The organism is Coprococcus sp. AF38-1 (assembly GCF_003603945.1).
In the GTDB taxonomy this organism is placed as follows: Bacteria; Bacillota; Clostridia; order Lachnospirales; family Lachnospiraceae; genus Coprococcus; species Coprococcus aceti.
Map to the genome: position 1 here is coordinate 131,840 of NZ_QVGO01000003.1, position 22,569 is coordinate 154,408.

The following is a 22,569-nucleotide window of genomic DNA, read 5'->3' on the forward strand; positions in this document are numbered from 1 at the left end:
ATAAATGAATTTGTCCAGTGCTGATGTTAACAAATACTACCATTATAATCTGCGGTGCATAAGGGAATTATAGTAACAGTTACATTTATCCATATAAGGGAGTTGCATGATATGAATGAGAAAAAAGGTAAACAGAGCATAAAATTTGGCAATCCCCCATATATACTGGGGGCAGCAGCGGTGGCGGGGCCGAAGGAGATAGACGGCCCCATGGCGAGATATTTTGACAGAGTGAGTGAGGATGCAACCTTCGGCAAGGATTCCTGGGAGGAAGGCGAGAGCGAGATGGTGCGTCAGGCCGTGAACCTTGCCATACAGAAGGCGGGAATAGTCAAGCAGGATATAAGGTATATATTTGCCGGGGATCTGCTGGGACAGCTCATAGCGTCGACATTTGGAATCAAGGATATGGAGATACCGGTGTTCGGTCTGTACGGCGCGTGCTCGACGTGCGGAGAAGCGCTGTCACTTGCATCCATGACTGTGGCGGCGGGATATGCGGACAACGTTATCGCAGAGGCGTCAAGCCACTATGGAAGTGCAGAGAAGCAGTTTCGTTTTCCCTTGGAATATGGAAATCAGCGTCCCCTGTCGGCTACCTGGACGGTTACGGGAAGTGGTGCCTTTGTGGTGTCAGACAGAGAGTCAGATGTGTGTATCCAGGGAGTAACCACAGGGCAGATAGTAGATTACGGAGTGAAGGATTCTCTCAATATGGGAGCGTGTATGGCACCCGCTGCGGCTGCTGTCATATATCAGAATCTTCAGGACTTTGGCATAAAGCCATCATACTATGACAGGATAATAACCGGTGATCTTGGCAAGGTAGGCAAGAAGATACTGGAGGATCTGCTGGGCATGAACAATGTGGATATATCCGCAAATCATATGGACTGCGGTATAGAGATATTTGACAATGAGGAGCAGGATACCCACTCTGGCGGTTCGGGCTGTGGCTGTTCAGCAACTGTTCTTGCCGGATATATATTGAAGAAGGTCAGCTCTGGAGAGTGGAAGAGAGTGCTGTTTGTTCCAACGGGAGCGCTGCTATCAACTGTGAGCTACAACGAGGGGCAGACCATACCCGGAATCGCCCATGCGGTCATGATAGAGCATCATGGCAGGAAAGGAGAGTAGATGTAAATGGATTATGTAAAAGCGTTTGTGGTTGGCGGAATAATATGTGTTCTTGCCCAGATATTGATGGACAAGACAAAGCTTCTTCCGGGAAGAATAATGGTCATACTTGTATGCACAGGTGTTGTACTTGGAGCGCTTGGAATATATAAGCCGCTTCTGGACTTCGCGCAGTGCGGAGCGTCGGTGCCGCTCACGGGATTTGGATATAATCTGTGGAAGGGCATAACTGAGGCGGTTGATAAGGATGGATTTATCGGACTGTTCCGCGGAGGCTTCCAGATGGCGGCGGTTGGAAGCTCGGCCGCACTGATATTTGGATATCTTGCATCGTTGATATTCAAGCCGAAGATGACAAAATAGAAATAGAAGACAGGCAGGATATAAAAAGCCCCATCATACATTGAATTGTATGATGGGGCTTTCCGTCATTGAGTTGTATCGGTTGAATCATCCGAGCTTGGTTCCTCGGTTGTGGTTATCTCCGTTGAAGAGGTAGGTTCCTCTGACGTAGGTTCCTCAGTTGTAGGTTCCTCAGTCGTTGTAGGCTCCTCGGTTGTTGTATCTTCTGATGTATCCTCCGATGTATCTTCGGTTGTCGTGGTTGCTTTGGTAGTCTTCTTTGTATCCTTCTTCTTGCCGTGGATGTTACAATGCTCCTTCAGAAGCGATTCATCCCAGGTGTATCCCTCAAGGACATACTCACCGTCATCGTTCAGCTTGTAGATGAAGGTTGTTGTCTCAGGACATTCCTTGTTGGCAAGCATGTGTGATTCGTTACATACCACTACCTTCTTGACACCTGGACAATACTTTGTAGGTATCTTTGTCGCATCGAAGTAATCCGTAACTGTTGGACATCCGTTCGATGGAAGAAGTCCGGTATCTGAACATACAGTTGCCTGAACGATTCCGTCCGGCATCTCAAATGTAGCCGATGTGTCAAGTCCCTTCTTCTCGATGACCTGATCCATGATATCTCTCCACATATAGCACTTGATAGAACCAGGGCTGTATGTGATGTTCGCATCATTTCCAAGCCATATAGAAGCTGTGTAGTATGGGTTATAACCACAGAACCAGTTATCAAAGTCTCCTGATGTGGTACCCGTCTTACCTGCTGTATACATACCTGTGTAAGAATTGGCACCTGAACCGGTACCTCCTGTTACAACGTCGTGCATGGCACTTGTGAGAAGCCATGCTGTCTGCTCTGATATGACACGTGTCTTCTCAGGCTTCCTGTTGTCTATCAGAAGATTGCCTTCATGGTCGTAAACTTCTGAGTAGAACACAGGCTTTATATAATTACCACCGTTGGCGATGGTTGCATATGCAGCTGTGATCTCCAGGTTGGTAATACCATTTGTCAGACCACCAAGTGCAAGTGACTGGTTGATATCTGACAGGATGAGACCATCGCTGTCTGTCTTTCTCTCAACAAGAGTTGTAAATCCAAGCTTCAGCAGATAGTCATATGCGAGCTGCGGAGTTACGTCTGTGATACACTTTACAGCTATGATATTCATAGACTCCATGATAGCATATCTTATAGTTTTAGGTCCCCAGTATCCGCCGTACCAGTTAAATACCTGATTACCATTCTCATAGTAGTAAGGTGCATCATCGTATACGGTGGCAAGAGACATGTTGCACGCTTCCAGTGCAGGAAGGTATGTGGCAACTATCTTGAAGCATGAACCAGGCTGTCTGGTCGCCTCAGTTGCACGGTTGAATGATCTGTTCTCAGTTTTCTCTCCACGGCCTCCGACAAGTGCCTTGACCTGACCGGTGTTCTGGTCCATGAGAGTGAATGATACCTGTGGCTGGATGACAAGCTTGAATGTCTCCATGAAGACTTCGTCGCCGGTCTCGGCAACCATGGCATCCTTGAACTCGTCAGCCGCTGCACGGGCTTCATCCTCACTGTAATATCTTGCACTATAATCGTAGCCCTGCTGTTCAGCAAACCAGCTCTCGAGATTCTCTACACTGTAGTTTGTCTGGACCTTTGTCTCCTTGTCAGCAAGAGTGAGAGCGTAGTTGAGCTGATATACAGGCTCAGGCCAGTAATCTGCATTGTTGACAACAGAATCCGCAATCTCCTGGATCTCAGGATCCTGACATACGATGACCTTGAGTCCGCCTGACCAGATCATGGCCTCGGCTTCGTCCTCAGAGTAACCCTTGGCGACGAGATCGGACTGAAGCTGATTGATAACCTCATCAGTGTAGTAGGAGTTGACCTCTGTCTTCTGCTGCTTTTCTTCCTTCTTAGATACGGAAGCGATACGCTTGTAAACGTTATCGTTTATAGCCTCGTCATACTGGGCCTGTGTTATATACTCAAGATCCAGCATGTATTTGAGAACCTGGGCCCTTCTGGTCTTGTTGTCGTCAGGATAGACAAGAGGATCAAATTTCGTAGGGTTCTGAGGAATTGCTGCGAGCACAGCGCACTCTGAAACTGTCAGCTGACTGAGCTCCTTACCGAAGTAAGTCTGGGCTGCGGTCTCAACTCCATAACATCCCTGACCGAGATATATGGTGTTCAGGTAATACTCAACGATTGACTTCTTGTCGATCTTTTTCTCCATATCAACTGCAAGATACTGCTCTTGAACCTTACGCTCAAGCCTGTCAAGGAAAGTTGTCTCATCAAGACCAACATTGAACACGTTGTTCTTGATAAGCTGCTGTGTAAGAGTGGAAGCACCCTCATCGAAGTCTCTGCTTTTGAGACCCTTTATAAATGCTCTGGCGATACCCTGTACATCGATTCCGTTGTGCTCCCAGAAACGTCTGTCCTCTATAGCGACAAATGCATTCACAAGATCCTCAGGAATAGAGTCGTAATACACATACTCTCGGTTGGAGTTGGAATTGGCAAGTGTCGTGATCTCCTTTCCATTCTGGTATACAAGAGTTGTCTTGTATCCCTTAGGTATGAGAGCGTCAGCGTTGATGTTCGGTGTGTCATCCAGAATACCCTTGAGGGCTCCAAATCCGGCTCCGACACCGACTATCACAATGGCGAGCACCAGCACCAGTATAGTCTTAAACACAGAAATGTTAAGCTTACGCCGGTTTCTTGGAAGCTTGGATACGAGCTCCTTCTGAGCTTTCACCGCTCCCTTCTTAGTAAAATCCATAAAAAGACCTCCTTAAAACTTGGGGGATAGATCCCCGCTATTTAATTGTAAAAGTAAATTCTAAATAAGGGCAGACTACTGCCGTTAATATACACTTCAAATCAGTATATCAAATAACAGTATAATAATAAAGAAAAAAATATTGCAACAAAACAAAAATTAATAAACGTGAACGAAAAAATCAGAAAGAGTAAATTGACAACGGCATGATTCAAAAGCATAATAAATAAGAAAAAGTGCAGAATAAACAGGAGAAGATATATGTTTGCATCAATAGACGAAGCGGTTGAATACTGGAAGGACGAGCTGTCATATGTGGACGACGCAAAGGTGACAGGATATGTGGGAGGATACCCGGTGGTGGAATTTACCATCAACAAAGCCGCCTGGGGACTTGTTAAGGACAAGAAGAAATTTGGAAGGATCGTAAGATCATCAGAGATGGAGGGCGGAATAGAAGTCGGTGTGTCGACATGCTTTTATCAGACGGCATCCCTGGAGTGGGAGCCACCTGTCCTCAGGGTGTGCGGATATCCTGAAGTGATCAACAGAATACTTGGCAAGGTAATGTAAGATTTACCATGGAATGCCCCGGCGGATACATAAAAATGCATCCGCCGGGGTATTTTATTATACATGTAATGGGTTATGTAAGGAGGACGCATATGAACAGGGAGATACGTACGGATCTTGCGATAGAGCTCAGAGAAAATGTAGCCGACAGGAGAAATATGCCTGGGGTAAAGGTGAAGACGGTGGTGAATGAGGACAGGAGCATCAAGACTACCACCATAAATGTGCTGGATGAGATAGGGGAGAAAAATCTTGGAAAGGCAAAGGGACAATATATAACGATAGAGTGTTCCAAGCTTAAGGAATATGAGGAGTCCATACATGAACCTCTGAGGGCGGAGCTTGAGGGCAGACTCAGGGAGCTCATGGGGCATGCGGGAAATATACTGGTGGTCGGACTTGGCAACAGGCAGGTCACCCCGGATTCCATAGGCCCGCTGGTCATAGACAATCTGTATGTGACAAGGCACCTGGACACTCCGGGAAAGCCAGATCTGGTCATGAGTGCCATATGTCCGGGAGTCATGGCACAGACCGGAATAGAGACTGTGGATATAGTCAGGGGAATATGCGATGAGATAGACGTGGAGATCGTGGTTGCAATAGACGCTCTGGCGGCCAGAAGCAGCAAGAGACTCGGATGCACCATCCAGCTCACGGATACAGGTATAAGCCCCGGCTCCGGTGTCGGCAACAACAGAAAGACACTGAGCTCAGACAACCTTGGCAGACGCGTGATCGCAGTCGGTGTTCCGACAGTCATCTCCGTTCCATCCATCATAGACGATTCGCTGGATGAGGTGGCTGATGCATTTAACGAGACCTACGGGCGCAGGATCATGAGGGAGTTCACGGAGAAGCAGAGATACCAGATAGCGTGCAATCTCCTGGACGAGGATATGGCGGATATGTTTGTGACCCCGAAAAATATAGACGAGCTAGTGCGCCGCATCAGCTTTACGATATCTGAGGCGATAAATGCCATAGCGATGTAGAGAAAAATACAGGGAATCATTTGGCACGTACACTCATATATTTGAATAATGGATAACAGAGGCCATAGCATATTCAAAAGGGGTGGAAATGTATGTCAGACAGAAAACTTCATGTGAAGACTGTGTATATACTGGCGTGGGTGATTCTGGTGTGTGCGGGTATACTGATAAGGACAGGGATAGCTGATGATGTGTGGAAGCTGGTGTACCGTGGGATATATGGTAGCTCTTCAGGAGATGCAGGCGGGAGCATATACAGCCCCGGTGCGGCTGAGCCGGATGTGTACTGTTACATGGATTATTGGGAATCCCAGGTCAGGGAGGTGTGCGAGGAGGGCAGGACATACCAGACGGAGGATGCGGATTCAGAAGGCGAGGCATCATCGCAGGCGGAGACTTCAGAGACTTCTGCGCCTGCCAGCACTGAGACCACAGAAGCTGCGCAGAGATCCGCTGATGCCAGGACTGTGTCGGCCATGGCGGATATAAAGAGCTCTTATATAGGTATGGACGCAGATACACTCCTTTCATATTGTTATAACGCCACATACCCTAAGTGCGTCAAAAAAGACGAGCTGGATGCGGAAAATCTGCTCGGCAAAGATCTGTCGCTGGATATGGACACGGGCGGATACAAAGTTCTGATATATCACACCCACGGCTCTGAGGCATTTGCGGACTCAAGACCGGGCGAGGTGGACGACACGGTGATAGGACTTGGCAACCGCCTGGCGGAGATACTCACGGATACATATGGCATACCGGTGTACCACGACACCACGGCATATGACATGATGACAGGGGTTCTTGACAGGAACGCTTCCTATGATTATTCGAGGGAAGGTGTGTCACAGATACTTAAAGACAATCCTGAGATAGAGGTCATCATAGATCTCCACAGGGATGGTGTGCCGGATGACACACATCTGGTTACAGATGTGGATGGAAAGCCCACAGCACAGATCATGCTGTTAAATGGCATGTGCCGTGACGAGGAAGGCAACGATGTGGACTATTGGAGCAATGACAACAAGGTCGACAACATGGCATTTGCACTTCAGACTTATCTGGCGGGCAGGGCAAATTACGGCGACATGATGCGCAAGATATACATAAGCACGAGCCGGTACAACATGGATCTCATGCCGCACGCCATGCTGGCTGAGATAGGCGCACAGACTAACACGGTGGAGGAGGAATACAACGCCATCGAACCATTTGCCGCAATGCTTGCAAAGGTGCTCCTGAAGTGAGGATTAAGTGGCATATTGCCACTTGCAGTTATATGCTCATACATGTTATATTAACGTCAAATGCGAGTAAGACAAGTATAAGAATAAAAGAGCCTGCACATACAAGGCGCGGGACATAGATAAGGATGTGAAGACATGGAGCATTTAGACCAGTCAAAGATAAGAAATTTCTGTATAATAGCGCATATAGACCACGGTAAATCAACACTTGCCGACAGGATCATAGAGAAGACCGGAACTCTGACCAGCAGGGAGATGCAGAATCAGGTTCTTGACAATATGGATCTTGAGAGGGAGCGTGGAATCACCATCAAGGCACAGTGTGTCAGGATCGTGTACAATGCCAATGATGGACAGGAGTACATATTCAATCTCATAGACACTCCGGGACATGTGGATTTCAATTATGAGGTATCTCGAAGTCTGGCAGCCTGTGAGGGAGCCATACTTGTGGTTGATGCCGCACAGGGCATAGAAGCGCAGACCCTGGCGAATGTATACCTGGCGCTGGATCATGACCTTGATGTCATGCCAGTCATCAACAAGATAGACCTCCCGTCAGCAGATCCGGAGAGGGTCGTGAACGAGATCGAGGATGTAATTGGAATAGAGGCACAGGATGCCCCAAGGATATCGGCAAAGAATGGAATTAATATAGAAGAAGTGCTTGAACAGATCGTGAAGAAGGTGCCGGCACCGCACGGTGACCCTGAGGCTCCACTCAAGGCACTTATATTCGACAGTCTGTATGACTCCTACAAGGGAGTTATCATATTCTGCCGATTATTTGACGGCTGCGTGAAGAAGGGAACCACCATAAGGATGATGGCCACCGGAGCTGAGGCTGAGGTGGTTGAGGTCGGAATATTTGGAGCGGGAAGATTTGTCCCATGTGATGAGCTGTCAGCCGGTATGGTTGGTTACATAACAGCCAGCCTTAAGAATGTACAGGATACCACAGTGGGAGATACAGTCACACAGGCGGACAGGCCATGTGACGAGGCACTTCCTGGATACAAGAAGGCACAGCCTATGGTATACTGCGGACTCTATCCTGCGGATGGAGCAAAGTATCCGGATCTCAGGGATGCCCTTGAGAAACTTCAGTTAAATGATGCGGCGCTCAGCTTTGAGCCGGAGACATCCATAGCACTGGGCTTTGGTTTCCGATGTGGTTTCCTTGGACTGCTTCACCTTGAGATAGTTCAGGAGCGACTGGAGAGGGAGTTCAATCTTGATCTGGTAACCACAGCGCCAGGCGTTGTATATAAGGTACATACCACAGATGGGAATGTGATAGAGCTCACCAATCCGTCGAATCTGCCGGATCCATCCACCATAGAGTACATGGAGGAGCCATTTGTCGATGCGGAGATCATGGTCACAACAGAGTATGTGGGTGCCATCATGCAGCTCTGCCAGGAGAGACGAGGCGTGTACAAGAGCATGGAGTACATGGAGGAGACAAGAGCGCTTCTCAAGTACGACCTCCCACTGAACGAGATCATATACGATTTCTTTGATGCACTTAAGTCGCGTTCAAGGGGCTATGCTTCATTTGACTATGAGATGAAGGGCTATGTCCGCTCAGAGCTTGTGAAGCTGGACATCCTTATCAATAAGGAAGAGGTCGATGCACTCTCATTTATCATACACAAGGATACAGCGTATGAAAGGGGCAGAAAGATGTGCGAGAAGCTCAAGGATGAGATCCCGAGACATCTGTTCGAGATCCCGATCCAGGCGGCCATAGGCGGCAAGGTAATAGCCCGCGAGACAGTCAAGGCCATGAGAAAGGATGTCCTTGCCAAGTGCTACGGCGGAGATATATCCAGAAAGAGAAAGCTCCTTGAAAAGCAGAAGGAAGGAAAGAAGCGAATGAGACAGGTGGGCAATGTGGAGATACCACAGAAGGCATTTATGTCTGTCCTGAAGCTTGATGAGGAATAGAAAAGACCGGGAACACAGTGACACGGTTATATCAAATAAGAAATAATAGAATCGTAGAAAAGCCGTTAATGAGAGCATTCTGACAGGAGCATTCTTAGTAGCGGCTTTTTTCATGCGGTGATGATATTTGAAATAAAAAGGAAGGATACTAATGATAGATATAATAAATACCGAAAATTCAGATCGGGATTTCGGCGATGCAAATAATGACGAAGTTTTAGAGTCATATGAGAAGAAGCCGCTCAGCATATACATACATATCCCATTCTGTGTGAAGAAATGTGCATACTGCGACTTCCTGTCATTTCCGGTGGGGGCAGCCTGCATGTCGGGATATGGAGTGTACCGTGAGAAATACATCGAAGCCCTGTGCGAGGAGCTGAAAAGCTACTCGTATTTGGCAGAGACCCACAAGGTCAGGACAATATACATAGGAGGCGGAACCCCATCCATACTGGAGCCGGACGAGATCACACTTGTAATGACGACGGTGAGGAAGCTGTTCGATGTCGCAGAGGATGCGGAGATAAGCATAGAGGTAAATCCGGGCACCCTGACCAGCCGTAAGGCAGCAGAGTATATAGCAAATGGAATAAACAGGATGAGCATAGGCCTTCAGTCCGCACAGAAAAATGAGCTGGAAGCTCTGGGCAGGATACACAATTATGACCAGTTCCTCGCCGCATTTGACATGGCTAGGGAGGCCGGATTTCGCAATATAAATATAGACCTGATGTCAGACATACCGGGACAGACCATGAGGTCATATCTGGACACCCTTGACAAGGTATTAAGGTGTAAGCCGGAGCACATATCGTCCTACAGCCTCATAGTGGAGGACGGAACTCCTCTGGCAGCAGATGAGAACCTGCTGTCACAGATCCCGGATGAGGACGTGGACAGGCAGATGTACGACATAACAAATAAGCTCTTAGGCACCGGCGGCTACCACAGATACGAGATATCCAATTACGCCAAAGCTGGCTACGAGTGCAGACATAACATAGTCTACTGGACCCTCGGGGAATACATAGGAATCGGAATCGGAGCAGCGTCCTTCCTGTACGGCAGACGCTACACCAACACATCCAGTCTGGAAGACTACATAGACGGCATGGCAAGACACAGGGAGCTCATGACATTCGGAGATCACGTCGCAAATTCGGGTAAGGCAAGAGATATAATAGAACACATGCGCAATGTGGAAGAAGAACTTGACGCAGACAGGCTGATGGAGGAATATATGTTCCTCGGACTGCGTATGATATCCGGTGTGAGTGCAGAAAAATTCAACGACTACTTTGGACACTCCATCTACGACATATACGGCCCCGTCATAGATAAATACAAGTCCACCGGCCACCTCGAAGATGACCACGGCCTGATCCGCCTCACAAAAAAAGGCATCGACGTAAGCAACACGATCCTGGCGGACTTCTTAATAGAATAATACTGGCACGACCGTCCTTCAAAACATAAAAAAAACACAAAAACATTCGTTATTTTGTTGACAAAAGGGGGCGGCGGTGTTAGATTATGTTTAGTGGTTAGCACTCGGATATGTTGAGTGCTAATAAAACTAAATGCAAAAAGGAATGAGAGTATGGAACTTGACGAGAGAAAAGTCAGAATTCTAAAAGCGATCGTTTCGAATTACCTGGAGACTGGAGAGCCCGTTGGATCGAGAACCATTTCCAAGTTGGCCGACATGAATGTCAGCCCGGCTACCATAAGAAATGAGATGTCAGATCTTGAGGATATGGGTTATATATGCCAGCCACATGCATCGGCAGGAAGAGTCCCAACAGATGCAGGTTACAGGTTTTATGTTGACAGCATCATGGCAGACAGGGATGAAGAGAAAGCAGAGGATCAGACAGAGCGAGAGAATCTGCTGAATAGAGTTGATAAGCTCGAGAAGCTTCTCAAGCAGGTGGCAAAGGTGCTTGCGGCGAACACACAGTACGCAACACTGGTTACGATGCCACAGTACAACAACACAGTAAAGTTCATCCAGTTGTCACAGGTTGATGAGGCCACATTGCTGGCGGTCATCATGGTTGATGGCAATATAGTCAAGAATAAGCTGATCAAGACGACGTACAGCCTGAAGAATGAAGATATTTTAAAATTTAATATTCTGCTAAATACCTTCCTTCAGGGCGCGGCACTTCAGGATATCAATCTTGAACTTATACAGACCATGAAGGTTCAGGCAGGTGAATATGCAGAGATCCTTGAGACGATATTTCAGGGAATCATGGAGGCGATCCATGAGGCCGATGATCTCAAGGTTTATACCAGTGGAGCAACGAATGTACTCAAGTACCCTGAGCTGGCGAACACGTCATCCGCAGAGAAGCTGCTCGGAACACTGGAAGACATAGAGGACAAAGAAGAATTTGCAAAACATGTGGAGGATGTGATCCAGCAGGACAGCGACATACAGATCCTGATAGGACAGGAGAACAGCGATGAAAACCTGAAGGATTGCTCCCTTGTAACAGCAACATACAAGATGCCGGAGGGCGCAAAAGGAACGATAGGAATAATCGGACCGAAGAGGATGGATTACAAGAAAGTTGTGAGCATGCTCAAGGAACTCACCGGGGAGCTTGATGACATATTTAACAACAATGGATAGACAGATAAGATTATAACGATGAATAGGAGGATATGTAATGGCTGATAGCAATAACAGTACTGCATCCGACAAGAAGGTTAAGACAGAGCAGACAGCAGCCGAGACCATAGTTGGAGATGCTTCAGCAGAGATAAAGGATGACGTTGAGTCAGAAGTCAAGGTCGGTGAGACCATTGACGTTCCGGAGGAGCAGGCAGAGGCTGCAAAGCCACAGCATGTTGCAAAGGAGAACAGACGTGGAGGCAAGGCTCTCCGTGAGGAGAACGAGAAGCTCAAGGAACGCTGCAAGGATGCAGAGACAAAGTACACAAGACTTCTTGCGGAGTGTGAGAACATCCGCCAGAGAAATGAAAAAGAGTCAGGCAAATTGTACGACATAGGTGCAAAGGGAGTTCTTGAGAAGCTCCTTCCTGTGGTAGACAATTTTGAGAGAGCAATGGCAGCCATTCCTGATGAGGATAAGGACAGACCATTCGAGTCGGGAGTTGCAAATATATATAAGCAGCTTATGACGTCATTGGAAAGCATAGGTGTAAAGCCTATGGATTGCGCCGGGGAACAGTTTGATCCTACATTCCACAATGCAGTGATGCATGTAGAGGATGACAACTACGAAGAGAATGTAATCGTTGAAGAGATGCAGAAGGGTTACATGTACAAGGATCAGGTGCTGAGATTCAGCATGGTAAAGGTTGCAAATTAAATCAATCATGAAATTTTTTTCTAGGAGGAAAAGACAATGGGTAAGATTATAGGTATTGACTTAGGTACAACAAATTCATGTGTAGCAGTTATGGAAGGTGGTAAGCCTGTAGTTATAGCTAACTCAGAGGGTATGAGAACAACACCTTCAGTAGTAGGATTCCTGAAGACAGGAGAGAGAGTAGTAGGTGAGCCTGCAAAGCGTCAGGCAGTTACAAACGCAGATAAGACAATTTCATCTATCAAGCGTCACATGGGATCAGATTACAGAGTAGAGATAGATGGCAAGAAGTATTCACCACAGGAGATTTCAGCAATGATCCTTCAGAAGCTGAAGTCAGATGCAGAGGGATACTTAGGAGAGAAGGTTACAGAGGCAGTTATCACAGTTCCTGCTTACTTCTCAGATGGACAGAGACAGGCAACAAAGGATGCCGGTAAGATCGCAGGTCTTGATGTAAAGCGTATCATCAACGAGCCTACAGCAGCAGCTCTTTCATATGGTCTTGACAACGAGCAGGAGCAGAGAATCATGGTTTACGATTTAGGTGGTGGTACATTCGATGTATCTATCATTGAGATCGGTGAGGGTGTCATCGAGGTTCTTGCAACAGCCGGCGATAACAAGCTCGGTGGTGATGACTTCGATAACGCAATTACACAGTATATGCTTGATGAATTCAAGAAGGCAGAGGGCATCGACCTTTCAGGCGATAAGATGGCTATGCAGAGATTAAAGGAAGCAGCAGAGAAGGCAAAGAAGGAGCTGTCATCAGCTACAACAACCAATATCAACCTTCCTTTCATCACAGCAAACCAGGATGGACCAAAGCATTTCGATATGAACCTTACAAGAGCTAAGTTCGATGAGCTTACAGCAGATCTTGTAGACAGAACAAAGGGCCCTGTTAACACAGCACTTGCTGATGCAGGACTTACAGCAGCAGACCTTGACAAGGTACTTCTTGTCGGTGGTTCAACCCGTATCATAGCAGTACAGGAAGAGGTTAAGAGACTTACAGGTAAGGAGCCATTCAAGGGAATCAACCCTGATGAGTGTGTTGCTATCGGTGCTTGTATCCAGGGTGGTAAGCTTGCCGGAGATGCCGGTGCAGGCGAGATCCTTCTTCTGGATGTTACACCACTTACACTTTCAATCGAGACAATGGGTGGTATAGCTACTCACCTTATCGAGAGAAATACAACAATCCCTACAAAGAAGAGCCAGATTTTCTCAACAGCACAGGATAATCAGGATGCAGTTGATATCAACGTAGTACAGGGTGAGAGACAGTTCGCAAAGGACAATAAGAGCCTTGGCAGATTCAGACTTGATGGTATCGCTCCAGCAAGACGTGGTGTTCCACAGATTGAGGTTACATTCGATATCGATGCAAATGGTATCGTAAATGTATCAGCAAAGGATCTCGGAACAGGAAGAGAGCAGCACATCACTATCACATCAGGAACATCACTTTCAGATGATGATATCGATAGAGCAGTTAAGGAAGCAGCAGAGTACGAGGCTCAGGATAAGAAGCGTAAGGAAGGCATCGAGGCAAGAAATGAGGCAGATGCACTTGCATTCCAGACAGAGAAGGCACTCGGCGAGGTAGGAGATAAGCTTTCAGATTCTGACAAGGCTGGCGTAAAGGCAGATCTTGACTCCTTAAGAGCAGCGATAGACAGCACAGATGCAGAGAACATGAGCGATGCAGATGTAGATAAGATCAAGGCAGCTAAGGATAAGCTGATGGAGAGCGCACAGAACCTGTTCTCAAAGCTCTATGAGCAGAACGGTCCTGGAGCAAACGCAGGAACAGGCGCAGGCACACCTGATTACTCAGATGGCGATGTTGTAGATGGAGATTTCACAGAGGTTTAATATATAGAGGATGAAAGGTAAAGGCTATGGCAGAGACAAAGACCGATTATTATGAAGTCCTTGGTGTAACCAAGGGAGCCTCTGAAGCCGAGATCAAAAGGGCATACCGAGTGGTAGCAAAAAAATACCACCCGGATATGAACCCTGGTGATGAAGAGGCTGCAGAGAAATTCAAAGAAGCAGCTGAAGCTTATTCAGTCCTCAGTGACCCTGAGAAACGTGCAAAGTATGATCAGTTTGGCCATGCAGCATTCGACCAGAACGGCGGCGGTGCCGGCGGATTTGGTGGATTTGACTTCGCGGACATGGGAGATATCTTTGGAGATATATTTGGAGATATGTTCGGTGGCGCAAGCCGTCAGAGAAATACAAATGGTCCTATGAAGGGCGCAAACATCAAGACAACCATCAGAGTAGCCTTTGAGGAGGCTATATTCGGAACCCAGAAGGAGCTTGAGCTCCCACTGAAGGATGAGTGTGATGTATGTAAGGGAACCGGTTCACAGCCGGGACACCAGCCTGAGGTCTGCGGCAAGTGCGGCGGTAAGGGCCAGATAGTGACAACACAGCAGTCACTTTTTGGAGTTGTACGTAATGTTCAGACATGTCCTGATTGTAGTGGATCTGGTAAGATCATCAGATACAAGTGCAGCAACTGTGCAGGAACAGGATATGTAAAGAGCAGAAAGAAGATACAGATAGCTATTCCACCAGGAGTAGACAATGGTACTAACATCCGAATCAAAGGAAAGGGTGAGCCTGGTATCAACGGTGGTGAGAGAGGAGATCTTACAGTTACCATACTTGTTGATCGTCATCCAAACTTCCAGAGACAGGAGTACAATCTGTATTCATCAGAGCCTATCACATTTACACAGGCAGCACTTGGTGGAGTTATCAAGATCAACACCATCGAAGGAGAGGTTGATTACACCATACCACCAGGAACACAGACAGATACACGTATAAAGCTGAAGGGCAAAGGAGTACCTAACCTCAAGAACCCAACTCAGCGAGGCGATCACTATGTAACACTTGTTGTACAGGTGCCGGAGAAGCTCACAGAGGAGCAGAAGAAGATCCTAAACCAGTATGAGCAGGCAACACTTGTAGAGACAAGACCTGCAACAGATTCAGCAGGACCATTTACATTTGGCGATCACAAGAGAAGAAAGAAAAAGTAGGTATAAAATATATGAAATGGACGAAGCTCACAATAGATACAACATGTGAAGCTGAAGACCTCATAAGCGCCTTCCTCGAAGAGGAAGGCGTTTTGGGTGTTCAGATAGAAGATAATATTCCCCTCACTGAGGAGGAGATGGAGACGATGTTTGTCGATCTCCTGCCGGATGATATGCCGGAAAATGATGGAACTGCAAAGGTGTCCTGTTTCCTTGACGATACATTTGACGTGCAGGAGATAAAGGATAAGGTGGCTGCAGAGATCAGGAGACTGTCAGAGTTCCTTCCTGTCGGAACGGGCAAGATAACCGAGAGTGAGACGAAGGAAGAGGACTGGAGAGACAACTGGAAGGCCTACTTCAAGCCATTCAGACTGTATGACAATATTATCATCAAGCCAACCTGGGAGGAAGTGCCGGAGGATGCAACGGACGAGGATATAGTTATTGAGATAGATCCCGGAACAGCATTTGGAACAGGTTCCCATGAGACAACGAGACTGTGCATAGGCCAGCTCAAGAAGTACATGAAGGATGGAGATGAGATACTCGATGCCGGAAGCGGAAGCGGTATCCTGTCATTTGTTTGCAATAAGCTGGGTGCAAAGCATGTTCTCGGTATAGACATAGATCCGATCGCTGTTGATGTGGCGGGAGAGAACAGAGATGTGAACCATATTCCTGCCGAGGCTGTGGAATTCAAGTGCGGAAATGTCCTTGAAGACCAGAAACTGGTAGAGTCAATAGGCGCAAATTATGATATAGTAGTTGCAAATATCCTTGCAGACGTTATAATTCCAATGTCGGCTGTAGTTCAGAAGTTTATGAAGGATGATGGTATTTTTATATCATCGGGCATTATAAACATAAAAGAGGATGAGGTCAGACAGGCTCTTCTTGACAATAACTTCGATATCGTAGATACTGTCTACATGAATGACTGGGTAAGCTTTGTCGCAAAAAAGCATGTATGAACCAGCGTGTGAGAGGAAATAATCATATATGAACAGATTCTTTGTAGACGTAGATGGCAGAGATATAGGAACAGATATAAGCATAACAGGCGGAGACGTTAACCATATAAAGAACGTTCTCCGCCTTAAAGTGGGTCAGGAGATAACTGTCAGTAACGGCAGAGGAAGAGATTATACGTGCAGTATATCGGAGCTTGGCAGAGACGAGGTTCTGTGCCGCGTCGAGGATGTGAATGATAACTTTGCAGAGCTTCCGGTGGAGGTTACCCTGTTTCAGGGATATCCGAAGTCGGATAAGATGGATCTTATAGTACAGAAGATGGTGGAGCTCGGTGTCTGCCGGATAGTTCCGGTATTCACTGCGCGCACCATAGTGAAGCTTGATGCGAAGAAGGCTGCAAAGAAGACCGAGAGATGCCGGATCATAGCGGAGTCTGCTGCAAAACAGTCCGGAAGGGGAATCGTCCCTGAGATCACGGAGCCGGTAACATTTGCACAGGCGATAGAGATGGCAAAGACTCTTGATATGAATATAATTCCATATGAGGAGGCGAAGGGACTTGCAAAGTCCAGACAGATCATCGCTGATGTGACAGCACCGTCCTCTGCCCGCAGAAGTCTGGGGGTATTCATAGGCCCGGAGGGTGGCTTTGCCAGGGAAGAAGTGGAACAGGCAATGGCGGCCGGGGCGGAATGTATAACTCTTGGACACAGGATACTGCGCACTGAGACGGCCGGACTGGCGGTTATGTCGATCATCATGTTCAGTGCCGACAGGGACAATTAGAACAATATTGTAGAGATTAGTGAAAGAAAGAAGCTTGAAGCCGGACGTATATCGGTTTCGGAATGGTGGAAGACAACATGGAAGCATATTTTGACAATTCAGCGACTACCCCGGTTTACCCGGAGGTGAGAGATCTTGTGGTAAAGCTAATGGAACAGGACTACGGCAATCCGTCATCACTGCACCAGAAGGGTGTGGATGCGGCCAGATACGTGAGCGATGCCAGGGATAAGATAGCCAGGCTGCTCAAGGTTCAGTCGAAGGAGATCGTGTTCACATCGGGAGGAACAGAATCCAACAACATGGCTCTGATAGGAGGAGCACTTGCCAACAGGAGAGCGGGCAACAAGATCATCACAACTGTAGTCGAGCATGCGTCAGTCGGCAGTCCGCTGACATTCCTTGAGGATATGGGCTTTGATGTTGTCAGGATCCCGACCGGAAGTGATGGCGTGGTAGATGTTGACCGGTTGGTAGATGAGGTAGATGACGATACGATCATAGTGTCAGTCATGTACGTCAACAATGAGATAGGTGCTGTCATGCCGGTGGAGGATATTGCCAGACGCATAAAGGAGAAGAATCCGAATGTACTCTTCCATGTGGATGCCATACAGGCATTTGGCAAATATGTGATATACCCGAAGCGTATGGGAATAGACATGATGTCCATAAGCAGCCATAAATTCCACGGACCAAAGGGCGTTGGAGCACTGTTCATAAAGGACAGAGTCAAGGTCAAGCCTGTGATATACGGCGGAGGCCAGCAGGGCGGAATGCGGTCAGGAACAGAGAATGTACCGGGAATAGCAGGAATGGCACTGGCTGCCGAGATGACCTACAGAGATCTCGATGCAAATGTAGCGCACATGAGAGAACTCAGGGAACATCTTATAGATGAACTCACACAGATAGACGATGTGTACAGTAATTCCGGGGATGCGCCCCATATAGCCAGCATAACCTTCAAGGGAGTGCGAAGTGAGGTCATGCTTCATGCTCTGGAAGAGAAGGGTATATATGTCTCATCCGGTTCAGCATGTTCATCGAATAAACATTCCACAAGCAACACGCTGAAAGCCATAGGCCTGCCGCCTGAGAAGCTTGAGTCCACGCTGAGATTTAGTTTTTCACCGGAGAATACAATGGAACAGATAGATTATGCAGTCGAGTGCTGCAAGGAGCTTTTACCGATACTCAGAAGATATGTGAGGAAGAAATAGGAGGAAATATGCAGTACAAGGCATTTATGATAAAGTATGCCGAGATAGGCACAAAGGGAAAGAACAGATATATATTTGAAGACATACTCTGCAAGAACATCAACAGAAAGCTGAAGCCTTACGGAGATTTCTATATCCGCAAGGAGCAGGGAAGAATATTTGTTGAGTGCAAGTCGGATTACGACTATGAGGATGTGGTAAATGCCCTTGGAAAGGTGTTTGGTATCGTTGGAATATGTCCTGTTGTGGTTGAGGAGAACACAGAGTTTGAGAACCTCAAGCAGAAGGTAATAGATTATGTTGAAAAGGCATACGACAGAAAAAACTTCACATTCAAGGTGTTCACCAGAAGAAATGACAAGACATATCCTATGACTTCCATGGAGGTAAGCGCCGAGCTTGGACATTTCCTCCTTGAGGCGTTCCCTGATCTTGCAGTGGATGTGCACTCACCTCAGGAGATAATCAATGTGGAGATCAGAAAGGTAGCATATATCTATTCGATCACCATACCTGGCCCGGGAGGACTGCCGGTTGGAACGAACGGCAGAGGAATGGCACTTCTGTCAGGCGGTATAGACAGCCCTGTTGCGGCGTATATGATAGCCAAGAGAGGAGTTGTTGTGGAGGCAGTATATTTCCACGCACCTCCGTTCACAAGCGAGAGAGCAAAGCAGAAGGTTATAGATCTGGCATGTCTTGTGGCCGACTACTCAGGAGCCATCAGACTCCATGTTGTCAACTTTGCCGATGTACAGATGGCAATATACGACAACTGTCCTCATGAGGAGCTTACGATCATCATGAAGAGATACATGATCAAGATAGCGGAGGAACTGGCTGAGAAGAATGACTGTCAGTGTACGATAACAGGAGAGAGCATAGGCCAGGTTTCAAGCCAGACTGTGTTCAGCCTGAACGTTATCAACCAGGTCAGCACCATGCCGGTGTTCAGACCATGTATAGGTATGGATAAGCAGGAGATAGTAGACATATCAGAGAAGATCGGAACATACGAGACATCTATACTGCCATACGAGGATTGCTGTACGACATTTGTTGCAAAGCATCCGGTTACACATCCGGTTCTCTCTGCGATAGAGAAGTCGGAGGCAAAGCTCACAGGAATCATCGAGCCATTGTACCGCAAGGCTGTAGATACGGCAGAGGTCGTTATGTGTCGCGCAAAGCAGTAAAACAATATAAAACAGTGATAAAAGACAACAAAAAAGAGATGCTTCATAATAAGCATCTCTTTGATTATCAGATCCATATAACATACGGGGCAGAATAGATATTATTCTGCGAGGTATGGCTTCAGAGTAGCCATGATCTCATCGATACCGCTCTCTGCATGAATGTTAAGTTCGATAGGCTTTGAGATATCAAGACTGAAAATACCCATGATTGACTTTGCATCAATTACGTAACGTCCTGATACGAGGTCGAATTCTGCGTCAAATTTTGCAATGTCATTGCAAAAGCTCTTGACCTTATCGATTGAGTTTAAAGAAATCTTAACTGCTGTCATAAATAGTCCTCCTAACCCTTGTAAGTTTTTTATGTACTGTCATTATTATATTTTTATAGAATACAAAAGTCAATATAAGGAGTGTAAAATACATGCTAAAAGGAATGTCTGTGGCTGCCACAACACTTGGCTGCAAAGTCAATCAGGCGGAGACTGACAGCATGCTCGACATGCTGAAGGCTGCCGGTGCAAATATAGTGGAATTTGACGAAAAAGCAGATATATATATAGTAAATACCTGTTCTGTGACCAATATTGCGGACAAAAAATCAAGGCAGATGCTTCACAGAGCCAGAAAGATGAATCCTGATGGAATAGTGATAGCCGCAGGATGCTATGTGCAGTCAGCCAGAGAGATTCTCGAGCAGGATGAAGCTATAGATATAGTAATAAGCAACAATAAGAAGAAAAGTATCACAGAAATAGTTAATGATTATATTAATGTGAGAAACAATGGAAAAAATGCCCCGGGTAAGGATCATGAAGCCATGGAATACTTCGTGGATATATCCAGAGAGACTGAGTACGAGGAGATGGGCGGCCATGTCCCTGTGGGACACACAAGGGCATATGTCAAGATCCAGGACGGCTGCAATCAGTTCTGCTCATACTGCATAATCCCGTATGTAAGAGGAAGGATAAGAAGCAGAAGCCAGGAGGCGATCCTTGCAGAAGTATCAGAGCTTGCGGAGGCAGGAATAAAAGAAGTTGTGCTTACCGGTATACACATATCGTCATATGGCAAAGATAAGAATAATGAGGGAGCACTTATAGAGCTTATAGAGGCTATCTCAAAAATCAAAGGAATCAAGAGAATAAGGCTTGGTTCACTTGAGCCGGGGATAATAACAGAGGAGTTTGTGGAGAGAATTTCATCCAATTCGAAAGTATGTCCACACTTCCATCTGAGCCTGCAGAGTGGCTGTGATTCAGTGCTCAAGAGAATGAACAGAAAGTATACTTGCAAGCAATACTTTGAAAAATGTGACATGCTGAGAAAGGCGTATAAGTCCCCAGCGCTCACCACGGATGTGATAGTGGGCTTCCCGGGAGAGACTGAGGAAGAATTTGCAGAGACTGTAAGATATCTGACGGAGCTCAATCTGTATGAGATGCATATATTCAAGTATTCTCCGAGAAAGGGAACAGTCGCTGCCGCCATGAAAGAGCAGGTTGCCCCTGAGATAAAGAATGAGCGAAGCGATGTGCTGCTTAAGCTTGCCCATGACAACAAGACCGCATATGAAGCCCAGTTTGAGGGCTGTGAGCTTGAAGTTCTGGTGGAAGAGGTTGTAAAAAAGGACAATAAGACATATCTCAGGGGACATACGGAGAGATACATGGATATACTCATAGATGTGGGCGACATATCCATGCCGGAGAGTTTTGTGAACAGCTTTGTGTATGTGACATATACCCAAAATGGGGGAAACCTTCCTTTACTTTTGTAGTTTTTTATATTAGAATAGGAATGTTAATTGGCTCATGAGATAATAACAAGATGAGGACGTGATTTGATGAATAACGAAAGTACACAGAATATTGTTCCAATCAAGGACGCGACAGTGGACGTACGCGAGATAATTGGAGAAGTATACGATGCACTTACCGAGAAAGGATATAATCCGGTAAGCCAGGTTGTTGGGTACATAATGAGCGGTGACCCGACATATATCACAAGCTACAAGAATGCGCGAAGCCTGATCATGAAGGTGGAGAGAGACGAGATCATTGAGGTTTTACTTGAGGACTACATCAAGAATAACCTCGTGTAAAGGAAAAGAATAGTATGAGAATATTGGGACTTGACTATGGAACCAAGACGGTGGGAGTTGCCGTGAGCGATCCGCTCAAGATGACTGCCCAGCCGCTGGAGACGATAGAGAGAAAGTCGGCGAACAAGCTGAGACAGACACTTGCCCGCATAGAGGCCATACTTGAAGAGTATGGAGCGGCAGGAGAGCGCGACCGCATAGAGCTGATAGTGCTTGGCTACCCGAAGAACATGAACAATTCAGAGGGAGACAGATGCGAGGCCACCCAGGCATTCAAGGAGGATCTTGAGCGCAGAACAGGACTTGAGGTTGTTCTGTGGGATGAGCGCCTTACCACTGTGGAGGCAGAGCGGATCCTTATGGACAGCGGAGTGAGAAGAGAGAACAGGAAGACGTACATAGACAAGATGGCGGCTGCGGTCATACTGCAGAACTATCTTGATGCGAAGTGCAGCAGTCTGTGATAGACACAGACCTTCTGCCTTTGTTTTGTGTACGCCTGAAGAAGTATTAAGAGGTTTATATGGCAGAGAACAGGAAGACGGACAACAGTATCATATTTGAAGCAGAAGATGGAACAGAAGTGGAATTCTCGGTTGTGGAGCAGACCACACTTGGCGGCGTGAATTATCTGTTCGTTATAGACAAGGCGGATGATGAATCATTCCTTATCCTTCGCGAGAACAACGGAGCTGATACGGAAGAGATGGCAGCATACGATATTGTGGAAGATGAAAATGAATTAGAGGCGGTCATCAAGATATTTGACGAGCTGCTTGAGGACGTAAATTTGGAGGTATAAGA

The 22,569-nt window shown here is 46.7% G+C and carries 21 protein-coding genes; 19 read left to right on the plus strand and 2 right to left on the minus strand.

Translation table 11 applies throughout. The features are described from left to right. The first annotated feature begins 111 nt into the window (after positions 1-111). The gene (spoVAD, locus tag DW025_RS05140) at positions 112-1,137 is read left to right on the plus strand and encodes a stage V sporulation protein AD (RefSeq protein WP_119999061.1); all 1,026 of its coding nucleotides are present in this window, start codon (positions 112-114) and stop codon (positions 1,135-1,137) included. 6 nt (positions 1,138-1,143) lie between these two features. Then, positions 1,144-1,500, plus strand: a complete 357-nt coding sequence (gene spoVAE / locus DW025_RS05145; protein ID WP_118016689.1) for a stage V sporulation protein AE — start codon at positions 1,144-1,146, stop codon at positions 1,498-1,500. 65 nt (positions 1,501-1,565) lie between these two features. Here the strand turns inward: spoVAE and DW025_RS05150 are convergent, their stop codons facing one another. Beyond that, the gene (locus tag DW025_RS05150) at positions 1,566-4,289 is read right to left on the minus strand and encodes a transglycosylase domain-containing protein (RefSeq protein WP_119999063.1); all 2,724 of its coding nucleotides are present in this window, start codon (positions 4,287-4,289) and stop codon (positions 1,566-1,568) included. 261 nt (positions 4,290-4,550) lie between these two features. Here DW025_RS05150 and DW025_RS05155 point away from each other — a divergent pair, with 261 nt between their 5' ends. The 13 genes from DW025_RS05155 (at position 4,551) to thiI (ending at position 19,655) form a co-directional block, all read left to right on the plus strand. After that, on the plus strand, positions 4,551-4,862 hold the full coding sequence (locus DW025_RS05155; protein ID WP_015533142.1) for a hypothetical protein: 312 nt from the start codon (positions 4,551-4,553) through the stop codon (positions 4,860-4,862). A 92-nt stretch (positions 4,863-4,954) separates the two neighbouring features. Next, positions 4,955-5,857 (plus strand): GPR endopeptidase, encoded by a 903-nt coding sequence (gene gpr, locus DW025_RS05160; protein WP_118016688.1) that lies wholly within the window; start codon positions 4,955-4,957, stop codon positions 5,855-5,857. Positions 5,858-5,949: 92 nt separating this feature from the next. After that, positions 5,950-7,110, plus strand: a complete 1,161-nt coding sequence (locus DW025_RS05165) for a stage II sporulation protein P (RefSeq protein WP_118016687.1) — start codon at positions 5,950-5,952, stop codon at positions 7,108-7,110. A 135-nt stretch (positions 7,111-7,245) separates the two neighbouring features. Next, complete coding sequence (gene lepA / locus DW025_RS05170) at positions 7,246-9,060, plus strand: translation elongation factor 4 (RefSeq protein ID WP_022217229.1); 1,815 nt, start codon at positions 7,246-7,248, stop codon at positions 9,058-9,060. A 151-nt stretch (positions 9,061-9,211) separates the two neighbouring features. Beyond that, positions 9,212-10,510 carry a radical SAM family heme chaperone HemW gene (gene hemW, locus DW025_RS05175; RefSeq protein ID WP_119999065.1) on the plus strand — a complete coding sequence of 433 codons (1,299 nt, stop codon included), beginning with the start codon at positions 9,212-9,214 and terminating at the stop codon, positions 10,508-10,510. Positions 10,511-10,663: 153 nt separating this feature from the next. Next, entirely contained in the window at positions 10,664-11,704 is a 1,041-nt protein-coding gene (hrcA, locus tag DW025_RS05180) for a heat-inducible transcriptional repressor HrcA (RefSeq protein ID WP_117548732.1), read from the plus strand. A 37-nt stretch (positions 11,705-11,741) separates the two neighbouring features. Next, positions 11,742-12,407, plus strand: a complete 666-nt coding sequence (gene grpE, locus DW025_RS05185) for a nucleotide exchange factor GrpE (RefSeq protein WP_119999066.1) — start codon at positions 11,742-11,744, stop codon at positions 12,405-12,407. Between the two features lie 36 nt (positions 12,408-12,443). Then, positions 12,444-14,291, plus strand: a complete 1,848-nt coding sequence (dnaK, locus tag DW025_RS05190) for a molecular chaperone DnaK (protein WP_015533135.1) — start codon at positions 12,444-12,446, stop codon at positions 14,289-14,291. Between the two features lie 26 nt (positions 14,292-14,317). Next, entirely contained in the window at positions 14,318-15,475 is a 1,158-nt protein-coding gene (gene dnaJ, locus DW025_RS05195; protein ID WP_055144029.1) for a molecular chaperone DnaJ, read from the plus strand. Between the two features lie 11 nt (positions 15,476-15,486). After that, positions 15,487-16,449: a 50S ribosomal protein L11 methyltransferase gene (prmA, locus tag DW025_RS05200; protein ID WP_022217233.1), complete on the plus strand. Its 963-nt coding sequence runs from the start codon at positions 15,487-15,489 to the stop codon at positions 16,447-16,449. A 28-nt stretch (positions 16,450-16,477) separates the two neighbouring features. Continuing rightward, positions 16,478-17,236, plus strand: a complete 759-nt coding sequence (locus DW025_RS05205) for a 16S rRNA (uracil(1498)-N(3))-methyltransferase (RefSeq protein WP_119999068.1) — start codon at positions 16,478-16,480, stop codon at positions 17,234-17,236. A gap of 77 nt (positions 17,237-17,313) precedes the next feature. Beyond that, positions 17,314-18,459 (plus strand): cysteine desulfurase family protein, encoded by a 1,146-nt coding sequence (locus DW025_RS05210; protein WP_119999070.1) that lies wholly within the window; start codon positions 17,314-17,316, stop codon positions 18,457-18,459. Positions 18,460-18,467: 8 nt separating this feature from the next. Continuing rightward, complete coding sequence (thiI, locus tag DW025_RS05215) at positions 18,468-19,655, plus strand: tRNA uracil 4-sulfurtransferase ThiI (RefSeq protein WP_022217236.1); 1,188 nt, start codon at positions 18,468-18,470, stop codon at positions 19,653-19,655. A 101-nt stretch (positions 19,656-19,756) separates the two neighbouring features. On the opposite strand, the gene DW025_RS05220 is transcribed toward thiI, so the two are convergent. Next, entirely contained in the window at positions 19,757-19,990 is a 234-nt protein-coding gene (locus DW025_RS05220) for an HPr family phosphocarrier protein (protein WP_015533130.1), read from the minus strand. A 92-nt stretch (positions 19,991-20,082) separates the two neighbouring features. On the opposite strand from DW025_RS05220, the gene mtaB reads away from it, so the two are divergent. From mtaB to DW025_RS05240, 4 genes are all read left to right on the plus strand, one after another. Next, entirely contained in the window at positions 20,083-21,441 is a 1,359-nt protein-coding gene (gene mtaB, locus DW025_RS05225; protein WP_022217237.1) for a tRNA (N(6)-L-threonylcarbamoyladenosine(37)-C(2))-methylthiotransferase MtaB, read from the plus strand. Between the two features lie 66 nt (positions 21,442-21,507). Further along, on the plus strand, positions 21,508-21,765 hold the full coding sequence (locus tag DW025_RS05230) for an IreB family regulatory phosphoprotein (RefSeq protein WP_022217238.1): 258 nt from the start codon (positions 21,508-21,510) through the stop codon (positions 21,763-21,765). 14 nt (positions 21,766-21,779) lie between these two features. Beyond that, positions 21,780-22,229, plus strand: a complete 450-nt coding sequence (ruvX, locus tag DW025_RS05235; protein ID WP_015533127.1) for a Holliday junction resolvase RuvX — start codon at positions 21,780-21,782, stop codon at positions 22,227-22,229. A gap of 59 nt (positions 22,230-22,288) precedes the next feature. After that, positions 22,289-22,567: a DUF1292 domain-containing protein gene (locus DW025_RS05240; protein ID WP_015533126.1), complete on the plus strand. Its 279-nt coding sequence runs from the start codon at positions 22,289-22,291 to the stop codon at positions 22,565-22,567. Positions 22,568-22,569 lie beyond the last annotated feature (2 nt).

Coding starts and splice junctions, on each gene's coding strand:
- spoVAD (WP_119999061.1), top strand. CDS start 112: ATGAATGAGAAAAAAGGTAAACAGAGCATAAAATTTGGCAATCCCCCA.
- spoVAE (WP_118016689.1), top strand. CDS start 1,144: ATGGATTATGTAAAAGCGTTTGTGGTTGGCGGAATAATATGTGTTCTT.
- DW025_RS05150 (WP_119999063.1), bottom strand. CDS start 4,289: ATGGATTTTACTAAGAAGGGAGCGGTGAAAGCTCAGAAGGAGCTCGTA.
- DW025_RS05155 (WP_015533142.1), top strand. CDS start 4,551: ATGTTTGCATCAATAGACGAAGCGGTTGAATACTGGAAGGACGAGCTG.
- gpr (WP_118016688.1), top strand. CDS start 4,955: ATGAACAGGGAGATACGTACGGATCTTGCGATAGAGCTCAGAGAAAAT.
- DW025_RS05165 (WP_118016687.1), top strand. CDS start 5,950: ATGTCAGACAGAAAACTTCATGTGAAGACTGTGTATATACTGGCGTGG.
- lepA (WP_022217229.1), top strand. CDS start 7,246: ATGGAGCATTTAGACCAGTCAAAGATAAGAAATTTCTGTATAATAGCG.
- hemW (WP_119999065.1), top strand. CDS start 9,212: ATGATAGATATAATAAATACCGAAAATTCAGATCGGGATTTCGGCGAT.
- hrcA (WP_117548732.1), top strand. CDS start 10,664: ATGGAACTTGACGAGAGAAAAGTCAGAATTCTAAAAGCGATCGTTTCG.
- grpE (WP_119999066.1), top strand. CDS start 11,742: ATGGCTGATAGCAATAACAGTACTGCATCCGACAAGAAGGTTAAGACA.
- dnaK (WP_015533135.1), top strand. CDS start 12,444: ATGGGTAAGATTATAGGTATTGACTTAGGTACAACAAATTCATGTGTA.
- dnaJ (WP_055144029.1), top strand. CDS start 14,318: ATGGCAGAGACAAAGACCGATTATTATGAAGTCCTTGGTGTAACCAAG.
- prmA (WP_022217233.1), top strand. CDS start 15,487: ATGAAATGGACGAAGCTCACAATAGATACAACATGTGAAGCTGAAGAC.
- DW025_RS05205 (WP_119999068.1), top strand. CDS start 16,478: ATGAACAGATTCTTTGTAGACGTAGATGGCAGAGATATAGGAACAGAT.
- DW025_RS05210 (WP_119999070.1), top strand. CDS start 17,314: ATGGAAGCATATTTTGACAATTCAGCGACTACCCCGGTTTACCCGGAG.
- thiI (WP_022217236.1), top strand. CDS start 18,468: ATGCAGTACAAGGCATTTATGATAAAGTATGCCGAGATAGGCACAAAG.
- DW025_RS05220 (WP_015533130.1), bottom strand. CDS start 19,990: ATGACAGCAGTTAAGATTTCTTTAAACTCAATCGATAAGGTCAAGAGC.
- mtaB (WP_022217237.1), top strand. CDS start 20,083: ATGCTAAAAGGAATGTCTGTGGCTGCCACAACACTTGGCTGCAAAGTC.
- DW025_RS05230 (WP_022217238.1), top strand. CDS start 21,508: ATGAATAACGAAAGTACACAGAATATTGTTCCAATCAAGGACGCGACA.
- ruvX (WP_015533127.1), top strand. CDS start 21,780: ATGAGAATATTGGGACTTGACTATGGAACCAAGACGGTGGGAGTTGCC.
- DW025_RS05240 (WP_015533126.1), top strand. CDS start 22,289: ATGGCAGAGAACAGGAAGACGGACAACAGTATCATATTTGAAGCAGAA.